The 16,834-nt window shown below is 75.3% G+C and carries 18 protein-coding genes; 9 read left to right on the forward strand and 9 right to left on the reverse strand.

Annotation, left to right across the window (positions count from 1 at the left end; genetic code table 11):
- Window positions 1-78: 78 nt before the first annotated feature.
- Together ACFV04_RS00725 and ACFV04_RS00730 are read left to right on the forward strand one after the other, a co-directional pair.
- Window positions 79-780 carry a lytic transglycosylase domain-containing protein gene (locus ACFV04_RS00725; RefSeq protein ID WP_380525866.1) on the forward strand — a complete coding sequence of 234 codons (702 nt, stop codon included), beginning with the start codon at window positions 79-81 and terminating at the stop codon, window positions 778-780.
- Window positions 781-999: 219 nt separating this feature from the next.
- The gene (locus ACFV04_RS00730; protein WP_380337666.1) at window positions 1,000-2,004 is read left to right on the forward strand and encodes a glycosyltransferase family 2 protein; all 1,005 of its coding nucleotides are present in this window, start codon (window positions 1,000-1,002) and stop codon (window positions 2,002-2,004) included.
- Between the two features lie 94 nt (window positions 2,005-2,098).
- Here the strand turns inward: ACFV04_RS00730 and ACFV04_RS00735 are convergent, their stop codons facing one another.
- On the reverse strand, window positions 2,099-2,725 hold the full coding sequence (locus ACFV04_RS00735) for an HIT family protein (protein ID WP_380337668.1): 627 nt from the start codon (window positions 2,723-2,725) through the stop codon (window positions 2,099-2,101).
- 122 nt (window positions 2,726-2,847) lie between these two features.
- Here ACFV04_RS00735 and ACFV04_RS00740 point away from each other — a divergent pair, with 122 nt between their 5' ends.
- A complete protein-coding gene (locus ACFV04_RS00740; protein ID WP_380337670.1) occupies window positions 2,848-5,739 on the forward strand; it encodes an FAD-binding and (Fe-S)-binding domain-containing protein in 2,892 nt (963 codons plus the stop codon).
- A gap of 121 nt (window positions 5,740-5,860) precedes the next feature.
- Here the strand turns inward: ACFV04_RS00740 and ACFV04_RS00745 are convergent, their stop codons facing one another.
- Both ACFV04_RS00745 and ACFV04_RS00750 read right to left on the reverse strand, forming a co-directional pair.
- A complete protein-coding gene (locus ACFV04_RS00745) occupies window positions 5,861-6,367 on the reverse strand; it encodes a hypothetical protein (RefSeq protein ID WP_380525869.1) in 507 nt (168 codons plus the stop codon).
- Window positions 6,364-6,912: a DUF1453 domain-containing protein gene (locus ACFV04_RS00750; protein ID WP_380525871.1), complete on the reverse strand. Its 549-nt coding sequence runs from the start codon at window positions 6,910-6,912 to the stop codon at window positions 6,364-6,366. Before ACFV04_RS00750 ends, ACFV04_RS00745 begins: the two co-directional genes overlap by 4 nt.
- A gap of 84 nt (window positions 6,913-6,996) precedes the next feature.
- Here ACFV04_RS00750 and ACFV04_RS00755 point away from each other — a divergent pair, with 84 nt between their 5' ends.
- Window positions 6,997-7,623: a TetR/AcrR family transcriptional regulator gene (locus ACFV04_RS00755; RefSeq protein WP_380337679.1), complete on the forward strand. Its 627-nt coding sequence runs from the start codon at window positions 6,997-6,999 to the stop codon at window positions 7,621-7,623.
- A 32-nt stretch (window positions 7,624-7,655) separates the two neighbouring features.
- Window positions 7,656-8,129, forward strand: coding sequence for a PaaI family thioesterase (locus tag ACFV04_RS00760; RefSeq protein WP_380525873.1), 474 nt, complete (start codon window positions 7,656-7,658; stop codon window positions 8,127-8,129).
- A gap of 94 nt (window positions 8,130-8,223) precedes the next feature.
- Here the strand turns inward: ACFV04_RS00760 and ACFV04_RS00765 are convergent, their stop codons facing one another.
- Window positions 8,224-8,673: a CBS domain-containing protein gene (locus ACFV04_RS00765; protein ID WP_380337685.1), complete on the reverse strand. Its 450-nt coding sequence runs from the start codon at window positions 8,671-8,673 to the stop codon at window positions 8,224-8,226.
- A gap of 75 nt (window positions 8,674-8,748) precedes the next feature.
- Window positions 8,749-9,741, reverse strand: coding sequence for an SPFH domain-containing protein (locus ACFV04_RS00770; RefSeq protein ID WP_380337688.1), 993 nt, complete (start codon window positions 9,739-9,741; stop codon window positions 8,749-8,751).
- A 181-nt stretch (window positions 9,742-9,922) separates the two neighbouring features.
- On the opposite strand from ACFV04_RS00770, the gene ACFV04_RS00775 reads away from it, so the two are divergent.
- On the forward strand, window positions 9,923-10,711 hold the full coding sequence (locus ACFV04_RS00775) for a uracil-DNA glycosylase (RefSeq protein WP_380337691.1): 789 nt from the start codon (window positions 9,923-9,925) through the stop codon (window positions 10,709-10,711).
- A 354-nt stretch (window positions 10,712-11,065) separates the two neighbouring features.
- Here ACFV04_RS00775 and ACFV04_RS00780 read toward each other — a convergent pair whose 3' ends face one another.
- The gene (locus ACFV04_RS00780) at window positions 11,066-11,944 is read right to left on the reverse strand and encodes a CHAD domain-containing protein (RefSeq protein WP_380525876.1); all 879 of its coding nucleotides are present in this window, start codon (window positions 11,942-11,944) and stop codon (window positions 11,066-11,068) included.
- A 163-nt stretch (window positions 11,945-12,107) separates the two neighbouring features.
- On the opposite strand from ACFV04_RS00780, the gene ACFV04_RS00785 reads away from it, so the two are divergent.
- The 3 genes from ACFV04_RS00785 to ACFV04_RS00795 all read left to right on the forward strand — a co-directional run bounded on the left by ACFV04_RS00785 (window position 12,108) and on the right by ACFV04_RS00795 (window position 14,547).
- Window positions 12,108-12,782: a hypothetical protein gene (locus ACFV04_RS00785; RefSeq protein WP_380337699.1), complete on the forward strand. Its 675-nt coding sequence runs from the start codon at window positions 12,108-12,110 to the stop codon at window positions 12,780-12,782.
- Between the two features lie 173 nt (window positions 12,783-12,955).
- Window positions 12,956-13,771 carry a thioredoxin domain-containing protein gene (locus tag ACFV04_RS00790; RefSeq protein ID WP_380525878.1) on the forward strand — a complete coding sequence of 272 codons (816 nt, stop codon included), beginning with the start codon at window positions 12,956-12,958 and terminating at the stop codon, window positions 13,769-13,771.
- A gap of 125 nt (window positions 13,772-13,896) precedes the next feature.
- Entirely contained in the window at window positions 13,897-14,547 is a 651-nt protein-coding gene (locus tag ACFV04_RS00795; protein ID WP_380337705.1) for a vitamin K epoxide reductase family protein, read from the forward strand.
- Between the two features lie 15 nt (window positions 14,548-14,562).
- On the opposite strand, the gene ACFV04_RS00800 is transcribed toward ACFV04_RS00795, so the two are convergent.
- From ACFV04_RS00800 to ACFV04_RS00810, 3 genes are all read right to left on the reverse strand, one after another.
- Complete coding sequence (locus ACFV04_RS00800; protein ID WP_360252165.1) at window positions 14,563-15,063, reverse strand: NUDIX hydrolase; 501 nt, start codon at window positions 15,061-15,063, stop codon at window positions 14,563-14,565.
- Between the two features lie 104 nt (window positions 15,064-15,167).
- Window positions 15,168-16,241: a serine hydrolase domain-containing protein gene (locus ACFV04_RS00805; protein WP_380337709.1), complete on the reverse strand. Its 1,074-nt coding sequence runs from the start codon at window positions 16,239-16,241 to the stop codon at window positions 15,168-15,170.
- 56 nt (window positions 16,242-16,297) lie between these two features.
- Entirely contained in the window at window positions 16,298-16,813 is a 516-nt protein-coding gene (locus ACFV04_RS00810; protein WP_380337711.1) for a GNAT family N-acetyltransferase, read from the reverse strand.
- Window positions 16,814-16,834 lie beyond the last annotated feature (21 nt).

Genomic DNA, 16,834 nt, shown 5'->3' on the forward strand with positions numbered 1-16,834 from the left:
CGCTCCCCCGGAGCCCGCGCGATGCCCCGTGCCCGGCACCCCCGGCACGGCCCCCGACGGAGAAGGAACGCCCGCTTCATGCAGCTCAGCCATGCCCGCCGCAACTCCCTGATCACCGGCGTCGCCACCCTCGTGGTCGCGAGCGCCGCCACCGCCGCGCTCGCCATCCCGCAGGCCGGGAACACCGCCGAGGCCGCCGCCCCCGTGGCCGCCGTCTCGGTGGACGGCAAGCCGGTCACCGACCAGGCCCAGGCTGACACCGCTGCCGCTGCCCAGCAGGCCACCCAGGAGGCCCAGGCCGCGCAGGCCAAGGCCGCGGCGGACGCCGCCGCCCAGGCCCAGGCGCAGGCGCAGGCGCAGGCGCAGGCACAGGCGCAGGCACAGGCCGACGCGCAGGCCCAGGCCCAGGCCCAGGCGGACGCCAAGGCCAAGGCCGACGCCGAGGCCGCCGCCTCCCGCTCCCAGGAGCGCCAGAACCTCGCCACGACCTACTCCGGCACCCCGCAGCAGATCGCCGCACAGATCGTCCCGGCCGGCCAGCTGCAGTGCTTCAGCAACATCGTGTTCCGCGAGAGCAGCTGGAACCCGCTGGCCGTCAACGCCTCCTCCGGCGCCTACGGCCTGGTCCAGGCCCTGCCCGGCTCCAAGATGGCCTCCGCGGGCGCCGACTGGCGCACCAACCCGGCCACCCAGATCAAGTGGGGCCTCACCTACATGAACACCCGCTACGGCAGCCCGTGCGGCGCCTGGTCGTTCTGGCAGGCGCACCACTGGTACTGAGCCGACCCCTCCACTCGGCGCACCCGGCCCGCGACGCACCTGCGTCGCGGGCCGCGCGGCGTTTCACCCGCACCCCGCCGCACCGCCGTCTGTCGTGGACGCGTCCGGAAGGCCACGTGAAGATATGGCGCACGGTCGTACGATTTGCCGCTAATTGATCTGAATTACACACCGTCAGAGCTTTGCCACAGTTCGCGCGCCCTCTTACGCTCCGGCGTCATGCCCTCACCCCTGATCAGCGTCGTGCTCCCCGCCTACGACCAGCACGAACAGCTCGCCGACTGCCTGGACTCGCTGCTCGCGCAGTCCCTGGCCGACGTCGAGGTGATCGTGGTCGCCGACCGCTCCCCCGAGACGGCGGGCGAGCTCGCCGACGCGTACGCGGCGCGGCATCCGCGGGTGTCCACGCTGCACCTGAACGCGGCGGTCGGGGTCGGGGTGAGCCGCAACGCCGGGGCGGCCCGGGCGAGCGGCGAGTACCTGCTGTTCCTCGACGCCGACCACCTGCTGCCGCGGGACGCACTCCGGACGCTCGCCGACCGGATCGAGCAGACCGGCCCGGTCGACGTGCTGCTGTTCGGCCACTCCCGCCGGCACCAGGACCGGGACTGGCCCGGCGGGGCCGAGGCACTGCTCGCCGAGGTCGGCCCCGAACCGTTCGCCCCCTTCGACCGGCCCGAGCTGTTCGGCGCGCCGCCGCTGATCTGGGACCGGCTGATCCGGCGCGGCCACTGGGAGGACCTCGGGCTCGCCTTCCCGGACGGCCGCTACGAGGAGATCCCGGTCGTGCACGCGGCCCTGCTCGGCGCGCAGAAGGCCGCCGTCCTTGCGCGCGAGTGCGTCCAGCTGCGCCGCCGCGAGACCGTCCACCCGTCCGGCGGGCCCGGCAGCAGCGTCTTCGACCTGTTCGACCAGTACGAGCGCAGCTTCGCCCTGCTGGAGGACCTGCCCCACCTGTACGCGGTGCGCGACGCGCTGTTCGTCCGGATGGTCCGGCACTACCTGTTCGTCTTCGACCTCGCCGGCTGCGTCACCCGCGCCGAGCGCCCGCAGTTCTTCCACCGCGCCGCCGAGCACCACCGCCGTTTCCAGCCGCCGGGCCACCGCCGGCCGGGCGGCCGCGAGGGGATCAAGTTCTCCCTGCTGGCCGGGGGCGCCTACCCGGCGTTCGAGGTCGCCAAGCTCTCGCACATCGCGCGCGGCACCCTCACCGGGCGGAAGTAGCCCGGACGTTCCCGGACGTTCCCGGACCGGAGCCCGACCGTTCCCGGACCGGAGCCGGGCGGCCCGGGAGCAGCCCTCCCCGGGGCGGCCCGCCTCAGGCGTGCGCGGTGCCCCCGTCCGCCGCCATCGCGGCGGCGATCCGGCGGGCGCGCTCGGCCGCCACCCCGGCGGGCAGCGGCGGCAGCACGTCCATCCACAGCGGCAGCGTGGAGCCGCGCAGCTGCGCCATCCCCGCCGGCCGGCCGATCAGCCACAGGTGCAGGTGCGCGGCACCGTCGCCCCAGCGGTTCACATGGACCCGGCCGACGCCGCCGAGCGACAGCACGGCCCGCTCCACCCGCTGGAGCATCGGGCCGAGCCGCCCGGACAGCTCGGCCGGCAGGTCCGTCAGGTCGTGGTGGGCACGGGGCTGGAGCAGCAGGGCGGCGGGCAGGCCGGTCGGCTCGTCGGTCGCGCTGAGGCGCCAGTGCTCGTCGGTCCAGAGGAAGTCGGAGTCGGGGCGGGCGCACTGCTTGCAGTCCTCCGGGCCGTCCTCGCCCTGGCGGGGCGGCTCCGGCAGGTCCGGGGCCCGCAGCGGCCGGACGGTCAGCTCGCCCTCGTACGGGAAGATCTCCCACGACGGCGCACCGTCCGCCGGGACGGGCAGCGGCTCACCGATCGGGAGGCGGCCGAGGTAGGCGTCGGGACCGGCCGGGTCGTCGGCCGCGGGTTCGGTGATCATGGATGCAGACAGTGCCACATGACACCCCGTCGGTGGTACCCCCGTCGCGCCCGGTGCCCGCGCGGCCGGGTGCCTGCGATCATCGGCGGAGCCGTGTCGCCGCACCGCCCGGGAGGTCCCTGGTGAGCCGTCCGTCCGCCGACCCCGGGGCCGAGCTGGCCCGTGAGCTGTCCGCCGTGCTGCGCGGCGAGGTCCGTTTCGGCGCCGCCGAGCGGACCGTCTACGGCCACGACGCCTCCAACTACCGGCAGCTGCCGCTCGGCGTGGTCAAGCCCGCCGATGCGGACGACGTGCGCACCGCGCTGGCGCTGTGCCGTGAGTACCGGGTGCCGGTCGTGCCGCGCGGGGCCGGGACCAGCATCGGCGGCCAGGCGATCGGTCCGGGTGCGGTCGTGCTGGACTTCCGCCGCCACCTCGGCGAGGTGCTGGAGATCGATCCGCAGGCCCGCACCGCCCGCGTCCGGCCCGGCACCGTCCTGGACGACCTCCAGCGCGCCGCCCGGCCGTACGGGCTGCGCTTCGGCCCGGACCCGTCCACGCACAGCCGCTGCACCATCGGCGGCATGATCGGCAACGACTCCTGCGGCTCGCACTCACTCGCCTGGGGCCGCACCGCCGACAACGTGGAGCGGCTGGAGCTGCTGCTCGCCGACGGCACCGAACTGACCGTCGGCGGCCCGCTCGACGCCGGGCAGCGCGCGGCACTCGCCGGGCTGCCCGGGCGGGTCGGCGAACTCCATCGGCAGCTCCAGGAGTTCACCGACCACAACCTCGCCGCCATCCGGCAGGGCATGCCCCGGCTGCCGCGCCGCACCTCCGGGTACCCGCTGGACGCCCTGCTGCCCGAGCACGGCCACGACCTCGCCCGGGCGCTCACCGGCACCGAGGGCACCTGCGCACTGCTGCTCGGCGCCACCGTCCGCCTCGTCGAGGACCCGCCCGCACGCGCCCTGGTGGTGGCCGGCTACCCCGACGAAGGCGCCGCCGCCGACGCCGTCCCCGCGCTCCTGCCGTTCGGGCCGCTGACCGCCGAGGGCATGTCGGCCGACCTGATCGCCGCGCTGCTCGCGGCCGGCCGCCGCCCGCCCGCACTGGACCGGCTGCCCGCCGGCGAGTGCTGGCTCTTCCTGGAGACCGGCGGCGCCACGACACTGGCGGCCTACCAGGCCGCCCGCCGGCTGGCCGACGCGGTCCGCCGCGAGCGCTCGGCCTCCGTCGCGCTGGTCACCGACCCCGCCGAGCAGCGCCAGCTGTGGGCGGTCCGGGAGGCCGGTGCCGGGATCGTCACCCGGCTGCCCGGGGGCGGGGAGGCCTGGCCCGGCTGGGAGGACTCCGCCGTCCCGCCCGAGCGGCTCGGCGACTACCTGCGGGACCTGCGCGCCCTGCTGCGCCGGCACAGCCTGCGCGGCGTCCCCTACGGGCACTTCGGCGAGGGCTGCGTGCACCTGCGGATCGACTTCCCGCTGGACCAGCCCCACGGGGTGCTGGTGTTCCGGGACTTCCTGGAGCAGGCCGCCGACCTGGTGGTCTCCCACGGCGGTTCGCTCTCCGGCGAGCACGGCGACGGGCAGGCCCGCGCCGAACTGCTGCCGCGCATGTACCCGGCCGGGATCATCGACCTGTTCGGCGGGTTCAAGCGGATCTGGGACCCGGAGAACCTGCTCAACCCGGGCGCCCTGGTCGACCCCCGCCCGCTCGACGCCGACCTCCGCTTCGTCACCTCCCCGCGCCGCCCGCTGCCACTGGCCCTTCCGTACGAGCAGGACGGCGGCAGCCTGGCCAAGGCGGTGCACCGCTGCGTCGGCGTCGCCAAGTGCGTGGACCCGACCACCGGGGTGATGTGCCCGAGCTACATGGCCACCGGCGAGGAGCGGCACTCCACCCGGGGACGGGCGCGGCTGCTCGCCGAGATGCTGCGGGGGGACGCGATCCCCGACGGCTGGCGGTCCGAGGAGGTCCGGGAGGCGCTGGACCTCTGCCTGAGCTGCAAGGGCTGCGCGAGCGACTGCCCGGTCCACGTCGACATGGCGACCTACAAGACCGAGTTCCTGCACCAGCACTACCGGCACCGGCCGCGCCCGCGCGCGCACTACGCGATGGGCGGACTGCCGCTCTGGCTGCGCGCGGTGGCGCTCGCCCCCGGGGCCGCCAACGCCCTGGTCCGCTCGCCGCTCGGCGGGCTGCTCAAGCGGCTCGGCGGGATCGACCCGCGCCGGGTGCTGCCGGTCTTCCCGCCGGAGACCTTCACCGCCTGGTACCGGCGGCACCGCGCCGCGCACCCGGCACCGGCGGGCGCCCGCCCGGTACTGCTGTGGCCGGACACCTTCTCCGAGCACCTGCAGCCGAACGTGCCGCGCGCGGCCGTCGAGGTACTGGAGCACCTGGGCTTCGACGTCCGACTGCCCCCGGGCCCGGTCTGCTGCGGCCTCACCTGGTACTCCACCGGCCAACTCGACACCGCCCGGAGGGTGTTGCGGCGCAGCCTGCGCACGCTGGCGGCGGCCGGGCTCCCGGCCGACACCCCCGTGGTCGGCCTGGAGCCCAGCTGCACCGCCACCCTGCGCGAGGACCTGCCCCGACTGCTCGGTCCGGACGGCCGCCCGCTCGCCGAACGCACCCGCACCTTCGCCGAGTTCATCGACGCGTACGCCCCGGACGCACCGCTCCCCCGCGTCCCGCTGGAGGCCGTCACCCAGACCCACTGCCACCAGCACTCCGTGCTCGGCAGCGCCGCCGACCGCCGGGTCGAGTCCCGACTGGGCCTGCACAACCGGGTGCTGGACTCCGGCTGCTGCGGGCTGGCGGGCAACTTCGGCTTCGAGAAGGGCCACTTCGAGGTGTCCGCGGCGATCGCCGAGCGGGTCCTGCTGCCCGAGGTCCGGGCGGCCGGGCCGGACACGGTGGTGCTGGCGGACGGCTTCAGCTGCCGCACGCAGATTTCCCAACTCGCCCACGGACGGCAGGCGTTGCACCTGGCGGAGCTGATCGCCCGGGAGCTGCGCCACACGGAGTGACGCTGCGCGCCCGGGGCCGCCTGCGCCGGCACTGCCCGCACACCCGGGCCACGCGCGTCCGGGCTACGCACCCGGGCCACGCATGCGCGGGCTACGCGTGCGCGGGCTACGCGTGCGCGGGCTACGCGTGCGCGGCGAGGAAGGCCCCGGCGTGCGCCGCGGCCTCCTCGCGGGTCGGGTAACCGACGTCGGCCGCGCCGGTCGTCCCGTCCGCGCCGGTGCCCGTCCAGCGCCAACCGCCCCGGGTCGCGTCCGAGGCCAACTCGGCTTTCCCCCCGAACAGTTCGAGCACGCCCTGGCGGGCGGGCGGACGGCTGACGGCCTCCGGCCACTTCTTCCGGGCACCCTGCCGGGTGATACCCCAGGCGCCACCGAGCTGCTCGTAACCGGCCCCGTAGGAACCGGCGGTGGCGGCCGCGACCGCGGTGAGCTGCCGGACCTCGGCATCCACCAGCTTCCAGGCGGACAGGACGGAGAGCGCGACCTCGACCGGCTCCGCGTCCCACATCCGCGCCTCGGGCAGTCCGGTCGCGCGGGAGCGCACGGCGGCGGCGAGCGGGTTGAGCGCGTCGAGCAGGGCCCGGACCAGCTCGGCCTTCTCCTCGGGGGTGATCTCCACGGTCGTCATGATGACAACTCTAGTTGCCATTCCGCTTTTCGACAACCAAAGTTACCGACCGGATCGACCCGACCCCCCCCCCGGACCCCGGCACCCCGCCGCTCGGGCGCGAACGGAGCCCCGGACGCGAGCGCGCGGTAGCCCACCACCAGCGCCTCCCCCAGGAAGCCGACCCCGATCGAGAGCTGCAGCGGCCGGGCGTCCGCGGCGAGGCCGCAGTGTGCCGCGAGCGCGGCGAAGCCGGCCATCACCGCCAGCGAGACCACCGCCACCAGGAAGGTCCGACCGGTGTAACGCTGCCACAGCACCCCCTCGCGCTCGTGGACCCGAATCGTGGCCCCGCGGACCGCCCCGAGCGCGGCACCGAGCACGGCACCCGCCGCCACCCATGCGTAGTCACCCGGACCGAGACCATGCCGCTGCAACAGCGCCCACACACCGAGGCCGGTGAGCACCACCGGCGGCGCGAAGAGGTCCCGGGCGTTCAGCGGTTCGCCGCGAAGCCTCCGGACCACCACCACGACGACCACGACAGCGACCAGCACCACGTACACCCAACGGTCCATCCCCGCCCCCGAATCTTTTTGGCTCGACCGTGCTAAATCATCAATTTAGCTCAACCGTGCTATAACGGCAACATGCCGAAGATCGTCGACCCCGTGGAGCGCCGCCAGGCCGTCGCCGACGCCGTCCTGCGCGTCGCGGCCCGGGAGGGCCTGGAGCACGCCTCGCTGCGCAACGTCGCCGACGAGGCCGGACTCGCGATCGGCTCGGTGCGGCACTACTTCGCCGGCAGCTCCGAGCTGATGATCTTCGCGATGCAGGAGCTGGCCCGCCGGATCGACGCCCGCATCCGCACCCACGCCCGCGCCCTGCTCGACGCGGACCCGGTCCCCGGCACCGACCCGCGCGAGCAAACCGCCCGACTGCTCGCCGAGGTCCTCCCGCTGGACGCCGGACGCCGGGAGGAGTCCGCGCTCTGGCTCTCCTTCGTCACCGCCGCCCGCACCCGGCCCGAACTGCGGCCCCGCGCCGTCGAGGTGCAGACCGGCCTGGACGCGCTGGTCCGGCGCGTCCTGGTCGAGGCCGGGCGCTCCGGCGGCCTGGCGCCGGGCCTGGACCTCGACGTCGAGACCCGCCGCCTCTCCGCCCTGCTGGACGGCCTCACCCTGCAGGCCGTCCAGCACCCGGACCTGGTCGGCCCCGACGAGCTGCGCACGGTGCTCCACCGCCACCTCGACACCCTGGCCGCACCGGCGTCCTGACAGCACGCCAAGTCCCTTGCCACAATGACGCGATGACCCTCACCACCGCCGAGGCGGACACGCTCCTGGCCGACCACTTCGCCCCCTGGGTGCTGGACCTCGGCCTGTCCACCGTCGAGACCGGCGAGCGGCACGCCGTCCTGCGACTGCCCTGGTCCGACCGGCTCGCCCGCGAGGGCGGCGGGCTGTCCGGCCAGGCGCTGATGGCCGCGGCCGACACCGCGTGCGTGGTCGCGGTCTCGGCGGCGCGCGGCGGCTTCGGGCCGATGACCACGGTCCAGCAGTCCACCAGTTTCCAGCGCGCGGTCGTCGGCCGGGACGTCCTGGTGCACGCCCGGATCACCAGACTCGGCCGCCGGATCGCCTTCCTCGACATCACCCTCACCGCCGAGCCCACCGAGACCGCCGAGCCCACTGAGCACACCAGGCCCACCGCGGGCACCGGCTCCGCCCGCGGCGCCGAGGAGCCCGCCGCCCACGCCACCGCCGTCTACGCCCTGGGCTGACCCGCCCGGCGGCACGCCCGTGCGCCCGCCGGGCGACCGCACGACTGTGGCCCCCGCCCGAGGACGGGGGCCACACCCCGGACGTCCGACGGCCTCAGCCCGCGGCGGCCGCCGTGGGCGCCTCCTCCGCGCAGACCGCCGACACGAACTCGGCCACCCGGGACTGCGGCATGCCGCGGGCGATGTCCGCCTCGCTGATCATGCCGACCAGCTTGTGCTCCGGGTGGTTGATCACCGGCAGCCGGCGCACCTGGTACTGCTCCATCACCCGCAGCACCTGCTCGCAGTCCTCGTCCGCCTCCACCGTCATCGGCCGCCCCTGCGCCAGCTCCCCCGCCGTCACCGACGCCGGGTCACGGCCCTCGGCGACGCACCGCAGCACGATGTCGCGGTCGGTCACGATGCCCAGCAGCTTGTCGCCCGGCCCGCAGATGGGCAGGGCGCCCACGTCGCGTTCCCGCATGATCCGGGCGGCGGCAGCGAGCGTCTCGTGCTCGCGGATGCACTCCGCGCCCGGGTGCATGATGTCGCTGGCTATGGTCATGGTCCGCCTCCTGACCTGGCTTCCTCCCCCTGTCCATCGTGGTCCGGCCGGGGGGCCGACGCCACCGGGCGCCGCTCAGCGCTCCGGGTTCGCCGGCGTTCCGGAGCCGCGCCGGGCCTGTCCGTCCGGCTCGTCCGCACCCTCCAGCGGCGAGCGGTCCAACACTTCCTCCAGCGGCGGGAGTTCGTGCCGGGGCGATTCCTGGTCCAGTTCCTCCTCCGAGACCTCGCCGCTCTCCACGGCCTCCTCCACGACCTTGGCCCCGGCGGCGGCCGCGGCAGCCGTCAGCAGGTTCCGCTGCTGGACCTCGGTCGCACTGTCCAGGAAGCGCAGCAGCTCCACCGGGAAGGGCAGCACCAGCGTCGAGTTCTTCTCCGCCGCCACCTCCACCACGGTCTGCAGCAGCCGCAGTTGCAGCGCGGTCGGGGTGGCGCTCATCACCGCCGCCGCCTCCGACAGCCGCGCCGAGGCCTGGTACTCGCCGTCCGCCGTGATGATCCGCGCGCGACGTTCCCGCTCGGCCTCGGCCTGCCGGGCGATCGAGCGCTTCATCGACTCCGGCAGCGCCACGTCCTTGATCTCCACCCGGTCGATCTCGATGCCCCAGCCCAGCGCCGGGCTGTCGATCATCAACTCCAGCCCCTGGTTGATCGGTTCCCGGTTGGCCAGCAGGTCGTCCAGCTCGCTCTTGCCGATGATCGAGCGCAGCGAGGTCTGCGCGACCTGGGAGATCGCGAAGTTGTAGTCCTGCACGTTGACCGTGACCTTCACCGGGTCCACCACCCGGAAGTAGACCACCGCGTCCACCCGCACGGTCACGTTGTCCCGGGTGATGCCCTCCTGCGCCGGGATCGGCATCGTCACGATCTGCACGTTCACCCGGCGCAGCCGGTCCGCGACCGGCATCAGCGCCACCAGCCCGGGCTCGCGCACCTCGTTCCGCACCTTCCCGAAGCGGAACACCACACCCTTCTGGAACTGCTGGACCACCCTGAGGCTCAGCCCCGCCCATATCGCCCCCAGCCCCACCAGCCCCCCGAGGACCCCCAGCACCGCATCGACGATCATCGCGGCCTCCTCGCAGCCAGCACGCACCGGCGCCTCCGGCCCGACCCGGACGGGGGCCGCCGGAGCAACTGCTTCCACGCTAGGTGTGCCCGGCCCCGGCCGGAGCGAACCCGGATGAACCCGCCCGAAGCCGGAGGAAAGCCCCCGGTCTCCCCGACGTCGCGCGCCCTAGGATCGGTCCATGCCGACCACGGCCACGCCGCCGTCCCCCGCCGACGACCCCGGCGACCCCCGCCACCCCGCCGAGGCCGCCGCCCGCGCCGGCGGACTCTCCGCGCTGGACCGCGTGGTCACCGGCTGCCGGGCCTGCCCGCGCCTGGTCGAGTGGCGGGAGGAGACCGCCCGCACCAAGCGCCGCGCCTACCTGGACTGGGACTACTGGGCCCGCCCGATCCCCGGCTTCGGCCCGCCCGACGCCCCGCTCGTCCTGGTCGGCCTCGCCCCCGCCGCCCACGGCGCCAACCGCACCGGGCGGATCTTCACCGGCGACCCCTCCGGCGACCTGCTCTACGCGGCGCTGCACGACCTCGGGCTCGCCAACCGCCCCGAGTCCGTCCGCCACGGCGACGGCCTGGAGCTGTACGGCGTGCGGATCACCGACCCGGTCCGCTGCGCCCCGCCCGACAACAAGCCGAGCACCACCGAACGTGACACCTGCCGCCCGTGGATCACCCGCGAACTACAGCTGCTGCGCCCGACCGTACGGACCGTGGTCGCCCTCGGCGGCTTCGCCTGGCAGGCCCTGCTGCCGGTGGTCGCGGACGCCGGCTGGCAGGTCCCCCGCCCGCGGCCCGCGTTCGGCCACGCCGCCCGGGTCGACCTCGCCGCCCGGGACGGCGGCCCGCCCCTGCGGCTCTACGGCTGCTACCACGTGAGCCCGCGCAACACGAACACCGGCCGCCTGACGACCACGATGCTCCGGGACCTACTGCGGGACGCGGCCCACTCGGCTGGTCTCGGCACCCACTGACCGGTCCGTCGGTCTTACCGGCGGGTGGCCTTGATCGCGCCGTCCACCGGCGGTGTGACGCCAGCGAGGTCCGAGGCCCGGTCGCTCGGCAGCCGGTCCGCTGCCTGCGCCACCTCGGTGTCCGGGCCCGGCCGCCCCGGCCGCCCCGGCCGGGGCGGCCCCGCCCGCCACGCCCTCGCCGTCACCCTCGCCGTCACTCGCCGTCGCCGTCACCCTCGCCGTCACTCGCCGTCGCCGTCGCCCGGAACGCCGTCACGGACGGTACGGACGGTACGGACGGTACGGACGGTACGGACGGTACGGACGGTACGGACGCCCGAGGTCCGACGGCGCTCCGCCCCCGACCCGCGCCCGCTACCCGAAGCGCGCCAGCTTCGGCTTGCCCGCCCGCTTCCACACCCCCGGCAGCCGCTCGCGCGCCGCCGCCTCCGCGGCGAGCTGGTGACCGTACAGGACGCCGTAGCCGAACGGCTCGGCGGCCGCCACCGGCCGGGCGGCGAGGTTGGCCGCGGCGACCACCGCGTCCTGGTGTTCGCCCAGCACTTCCTGGACGGCCTTCATCCGCCGCGTGTAGCGCTCGGCCCGCGGGCCGGCCGCCGGGGCGGCGGTCTCGCCGGCGTAGCGGGCGCGCTTGGCCGCCTTGCGGGCGTCGTGGAGCGCGTGGTCGCGGTCCTCGGGGGCGGCGGCGAGGGCCGTCCGGACGCGATCGGCGGTGCGGCGCTGTTCGCGGGCGGCGACCCGGGACAGCTCGGGGAGCGCGGGACGGGCGGCGCGGCGGCGCAGCGGCGGGTCGGCGAGGAGGGCGGCGAGGGCGTCGCCGAGGGCGCGGCGGCGGGGGCTGTCGAGGGCGGCGACCACCTCGGGGCGGATCCGGCGGTACTCGGTCCCGCCCCACCGCTCCAGGGCCTCGGCGACCCGCTCCGGCCCGCACTCGGCGGGCAGCTCGCGGGCCTGCGCGGCCAACCGTTCGACCATCACCTCCAGGTCGCGGGCGCCGCCGAGCGCGGCGGCCAGCCAGCGCAGCTCCGCGACCAGTTGCTCCGTCGCCCCTGGGGTGAACAGCCGCCGGAAGGTCCGCAGGGCGCTGCGCAGCCGTCGGCAGGCGACCCGCATCCTGTGCACCGCGTCCGGCTCGTCCGCCCGGACGGCGTCGTCCAGTGCGGCCAGCACCGCCGCCTGGGCCTCGACTCGGGCCAGCAGCACCTGCCCCACCGTGGTCTCGGGTCTCGCCATGCGCGTCCATCCCCTCGTCGGGGCCGCCGGGAACGCTTCCAGGCTAGTCCGGCCGCGGGCGCTGTCGACCCCGCGTCCCGGTGAGGGGGTGTCAGGCGGAATGCGAAGGCAAGGGCCGATGTGCCCTCGTGCCGGGCGTGAGCGTCATGACATACTCCGGAGCGTGACGACCTCCTCCCACGCGACCAGGGCCCTGCGGGCCGCGGTGTTCACCGCGCTCGCCGTGCCGATGGCCGCGTTGGGCCAGGTGGTCATCACGGGCCGTCCGCTGCCGCTGTCGCTGGTGGCCTCGGCGTGCGCCGTCGTCTTCCTGCTCGCGGCCGCGCTGGCCGGCGGGGAGCGGCGGATGCTGCACATCGCCGCCGTGATGGTGCCGGTCGAGCTGCTGCTCAACACGACGTTCAACCTGGGTCAGACCACCTGTGGGCCGATGCTGTCCGGGCAGGTCCCCGCCCGCGGGGTGAACCTGCTGGTGTGCGGCGGCGGCTCGATGGACGGGTCACTGCTCTCCGGCCCGCTGGGCCACGCCGGGCAGTTGGCGCCGGCCGTGACCCAACTGCTGCTCCTGCTGGTGCACCTGGTGATCGCGCTGGCCGCCGCCGCCTGGCTGCGGCTGGGCGACTCGGCCCTGTCGGGCCTGGCCCGGGCGCTGCGCGCGCTGCACGCGTCGCTGGCCCGGCCGCTGCGCGCCCTGGTCGTCCTGCTGGTGCCGGCCCCGGTGCGTCCGGTGCTGCGGGTGCCGCTGCCGGTGTCGGACCGCGCGCGGCCGCGCCGCGAGGACGTGGTGCTGAGCCCGGCTCCCCGGCGTGGCCCGCCGGTCTTCGCGCCTGCCTGCTGATCGCCCCCGTACCGGGTCACCCCGCGTACGCCGATCCCCTCTCCGTACCCGGCCGCTCCGAGGCCCCCGTACGCCCGCAGGCAGTGCGCCCGACTCCCGCGTTCCCCGACCCCGCCGCACCCGGTGCGGTTCCCCGCGCGCACCCGCGCGCCGCGTACAGGAGTTGACTCCCCATGACCCAGGCCCCCGGCTCGAAGCAGGCCAAGCGCATCAGTGCCCGTGAGCGGATCCAGGAGGCGCAGCGGCGCGAGCAGCAGTCCGCCAGGCGCCGTCAGCGGATCGTGGTGGCGGTCTCCGCCGCCGTCGTGCTCGCCCTCGCCGGCGGTGTCGCCGTCGCGATCGGCTCGGCCTCGGGCAAGGCCGACAAGGCCGGCGAGGCCGCCACCTCGGCCCCGCTGGTCGTCCCGGCGAACGCCGGCGGCCCGAACGGCACGGTGATCACCTACGGCAAGGCCGACGCCCCGCACACCATGGAGGTCTACGAGGACTTCCGCTGCCCGGTCTGCAAGCACTTCGAGGCGGCGAACGGCGAGACCGTCAAGAAGCTCACCGAGGACGGCCAGGTCAAGGTGGAGTTCCACCTGGCAGCCTTCCTCGACAAGAACCTCGGCGGCAAGGGCTCGCGCACCGCGCTGGCCGCCGCCGGCGCCGCGCTGAACGAGGGCGTGGACAAGTTCAAGCAGTTCCACGACGTGCTGTACGCCAACCAGCCGGACGAGCGCGAGGACGGCTTCGGCGACGTCGGCCACCTGCTGGACCTGGCCGGCCAGGTGCCCGGGCTGAAGACGGACGCCTTCGTGAAGGCGGTCACCGACAAGACGTACGCGCCGTGGGCCGCGAAGGTCGCGGACGCGTTCAACGACAGCGGGGTGACCGGTACGCCGACGGTCAAGGTGGACGGCAAGCCGGTGACCCTGTTCGCCGGCAACGCCGTGGTCCCGCCGGAGCAGTTCACCGCCCAGGTCAAGCAGGCCGCCGGCCTGCAGTAGCCGGCCCGGGGCCCGGGACTAGGGACCGGGCCCCACCCCCACCGCACCGCACCGCACGGCACCACCGGCCCGGCCGAACCCCGGCCGGGCCGGCCCCTCCCAGCCAGCCACCGGAGTGTGCTGCCATGTCCGCCGCTACCACCGTGCACGTCGCCCGTCCCGCTCCCGACGCCTCCGGCCGGTCCCCGGTCGGGGCGAGCCGCGCCTACGCCGTCCTGCTGTTCCTCGGCGGGCTGATCGGGCTGGCCGCCTCGGCCGTCCTGACCTTCGACAAGCTCCGCATCCTGGAGAACCCCTCCTACGTGCCCGGCTGCAACATCAATCCGGTGATCAGCTGCGGTTCGGTGATGCGCACCGAGCAGGCGGAGGTGTTCGGCTTCCCGAACCCACTGCTCGGTCTGGCCGCCTTCGGCGCCCTGGCGGCGATCGGGGCGGGGCTGATCGCCGGTGCCGCGTACCGGCGCTGGTTCTGGCTGGGCCTGCACGCGGGCACCGCACTGGGCGTCGTGTTCGTGCACTGGCTGGTGGACCAGGCGCTGTACGACATCGGCGCGCTGTGCCCGTACTGCATGGTGGTGTGGGCGACGGTGGTGGTGCTGTTCTGGTACACCACGCTGCACAACCTGCGCACCGGTGTGATCCCGGCGGGCCCGCGCCTGCGGGCGGTCGTCCGGGAGGCGGACCGCTACCACTGGGCACTGCCGGTGCTGTGGGCGGCGGTGATCGCCCTGCTGGTGCTCAACCGGTTCTGGTCCTACTGGAGCACCCTCCTCTGATCGCCGGACCGTCCGTCACCCCACGTACCCCGCCGAATGCAGCAGCGCGGCGGCGCCCGTCCGCCGGGCCTCCAGGGCCCCGGTGAGGCGGCGCGCCGCGCAGGGGTGCAGCAGGGCGGCCGCCTGCGCGGGGGTGAACCAGCCGTGGTCGGCGATCTCCTCGGCCTGCAGCCGGATCGTCGCGCCCTCCTCGACCGTCCCGCCGTCGAACATGAACTGCACGGCGGGGTGGGCGTGTTCGCCCTGATCGGGGATCACGTCCCGCCACTCCACGACGAGCAGCCTCAGACCGCCCGCCACCAGGCCCGTCTCCTCCAGCAGTTCGCGCGCCGCGCACTCGGCGGGCCCCTCCCCCGGGTCCATCCCGCCGCCGGGGAACTGCCACTGATCGCGGTAACCGGCCTTCAGCAGGAGGACCCTGCCGGCCGTGTCGGTGAGCAGCACGCTGCAGCCGACGTAGGCGCGCACCAGGCGGGCGAGCCACTCCTCCTCCGAGAGTGGCCAGGTGTCCGTCATCGCGCCTCCTCCGCCGGGTGCCGTCCTCGTGGACACTCTGCCGCGATCACCGCCCGGCAAACGGCGGCCCGCACGCGATCACCCGAACGAGTGCCGTCCGCCCCTCAGCCGAACACCGCGCCCCGGTAGGCGTTGCGCAGGTCGGTCAGCGGCTGGGTGACCCGGTCGTGGTGCACCTTGTTGGTGAGCAGCAGCGCCCAGCGGCCGAGCCTCCGGGAGACCCAGAACCCGGTACCGGTGAAGCCGTAGTGGACGAAGGTGCCCTCGGCCGGCTCGGTGCCGGGAGCGTGCAGCCAGGAGAGGCCGCGGGCGGGCCGCAGTCCGCCGGTCTGCTCGCGCAGCGACTCCTCGGTCCACGCCCCGCCCCAGGCGAGCCCGGCCGGCGGGTCGAGCAGCGCGGTGAGGAAGCGGGCGAGGTCGCGGGCGGTGGAGAAGGCCCCGGCGTTGCCGGAGACGCCGCCGAGCAGCCGGGCGGAGGGGTCGTGGACGACACCGCGCAGGTGGGCGCCGGTCCGCTCGTCGTACTCGGTGGGCGCCGTGCGGTCGAGGAGCGCGGCGTCGAGCGGCCCGTACCGGGTGTCGGCCATGCCGAGCGGGTGCCAGGCCCAGCGCGCGGCGAGCGCGTCCAGCGGGGCACCGCCGAGGTCCTCGACCAGGTGGGTGAGCAGCACGGCGGCGCGGTCGGTGTACTCGACGGCCGTGCCGGGCGGACGGTGCAGCGGCGCCGCGACCACGCCGGCCCGGATCGCCGCGGGCCCGCGCCCGTAGAGCTGTTCGAAGCGGGTGTACGGGAGCATCCCGGCCGTGTGGGTGAGCAGCTGCCGGGCGGTCACCGCACCGGCGGGCCGGCCCGCGGCCGGCGGCCACCAGCGGCCGAGCGGCTCGTCCAGCGGCAGCCGTCCGGACCGCCACAGCGCCCCGGCGCAGGGCCAGAGCGCGACGATCTTGGTGAGGCTGGCCAGGTCGTACAGCGTGTCGGGGCCGGGCACGAGCCGCGCGTACGGGCCCCGGCCGAGCGCCCCGTGGCTGCCGCCGCCGAGCGTGCCCGAGGCGTCGCCGACGGCCCAGACGGCGCCCGCCCCGACGGTGCGCACGCCCGTGCCGACCAGCCGGTCCAGCGCGCCGCCGGGGGCGGCCAGGGCGGGGAGCCGATCGGCTCCGGGTGCTCGGTGGCTCATCCGTCCCCCAGGGCCGGTCGTCAGGGCGACGGGAGCCTACCCGGCGGGGCGTCCGCTCAGACCGCCGCGTCGAGCTCCTTGCCGAGGCAGACGCTCAGCGGGTGGTCCTTGTAGAAGCCGAACTTGCGGATCGCGGCGTAGCCCTCGGACTCGTACAGCGCGATGGCCTCGGGCTGCTCGGTGCCGGTCTCCAGGACGAACCGGGTGCGCCCGGCCTCGACCGCGGTCCGCTCCAGGCGGCGCAGCACCGCCCGGGCCAGGCCGCGGCCGCGGGCGTCCGGGACCACGAACATCCGCTTCAGCTCGGCGTCGCCGTCGCGCAGCCCGTCCGGACCGGCCTGCTTGGCCCGCCACCCGCCGCAGGCGACCGGGCGGCCGTCCAGGTAGGCGATCAGGAACAGGCCGGCCGGCGCCTCGAAGTGCTCGGGGTGCATCTCGGTGAAGTCGGGGTCGCCGTAGCGGCGGACGTACTCCTGCTGCACCTCGGCCGAGAGGGCCTGGGCGTCGGGGTGCGCGTAGCCGGTGATGCGGAAGTCGACGGTGGCGGTGTCCTTGGTGGCGGTGGTGTCCATGGTTGAAAAGCCTACGATCTC

The sequence above is a fragment of the Kitasatospora sp. NPDC059599 genome, from assembly GCF_042735125.1.
Classification (GTDB): domain Bacteria; phylum Actinomycetota; class Actinomycetes; order Streptomycetales; family Streptomycetaceae; genus Kitasatospora.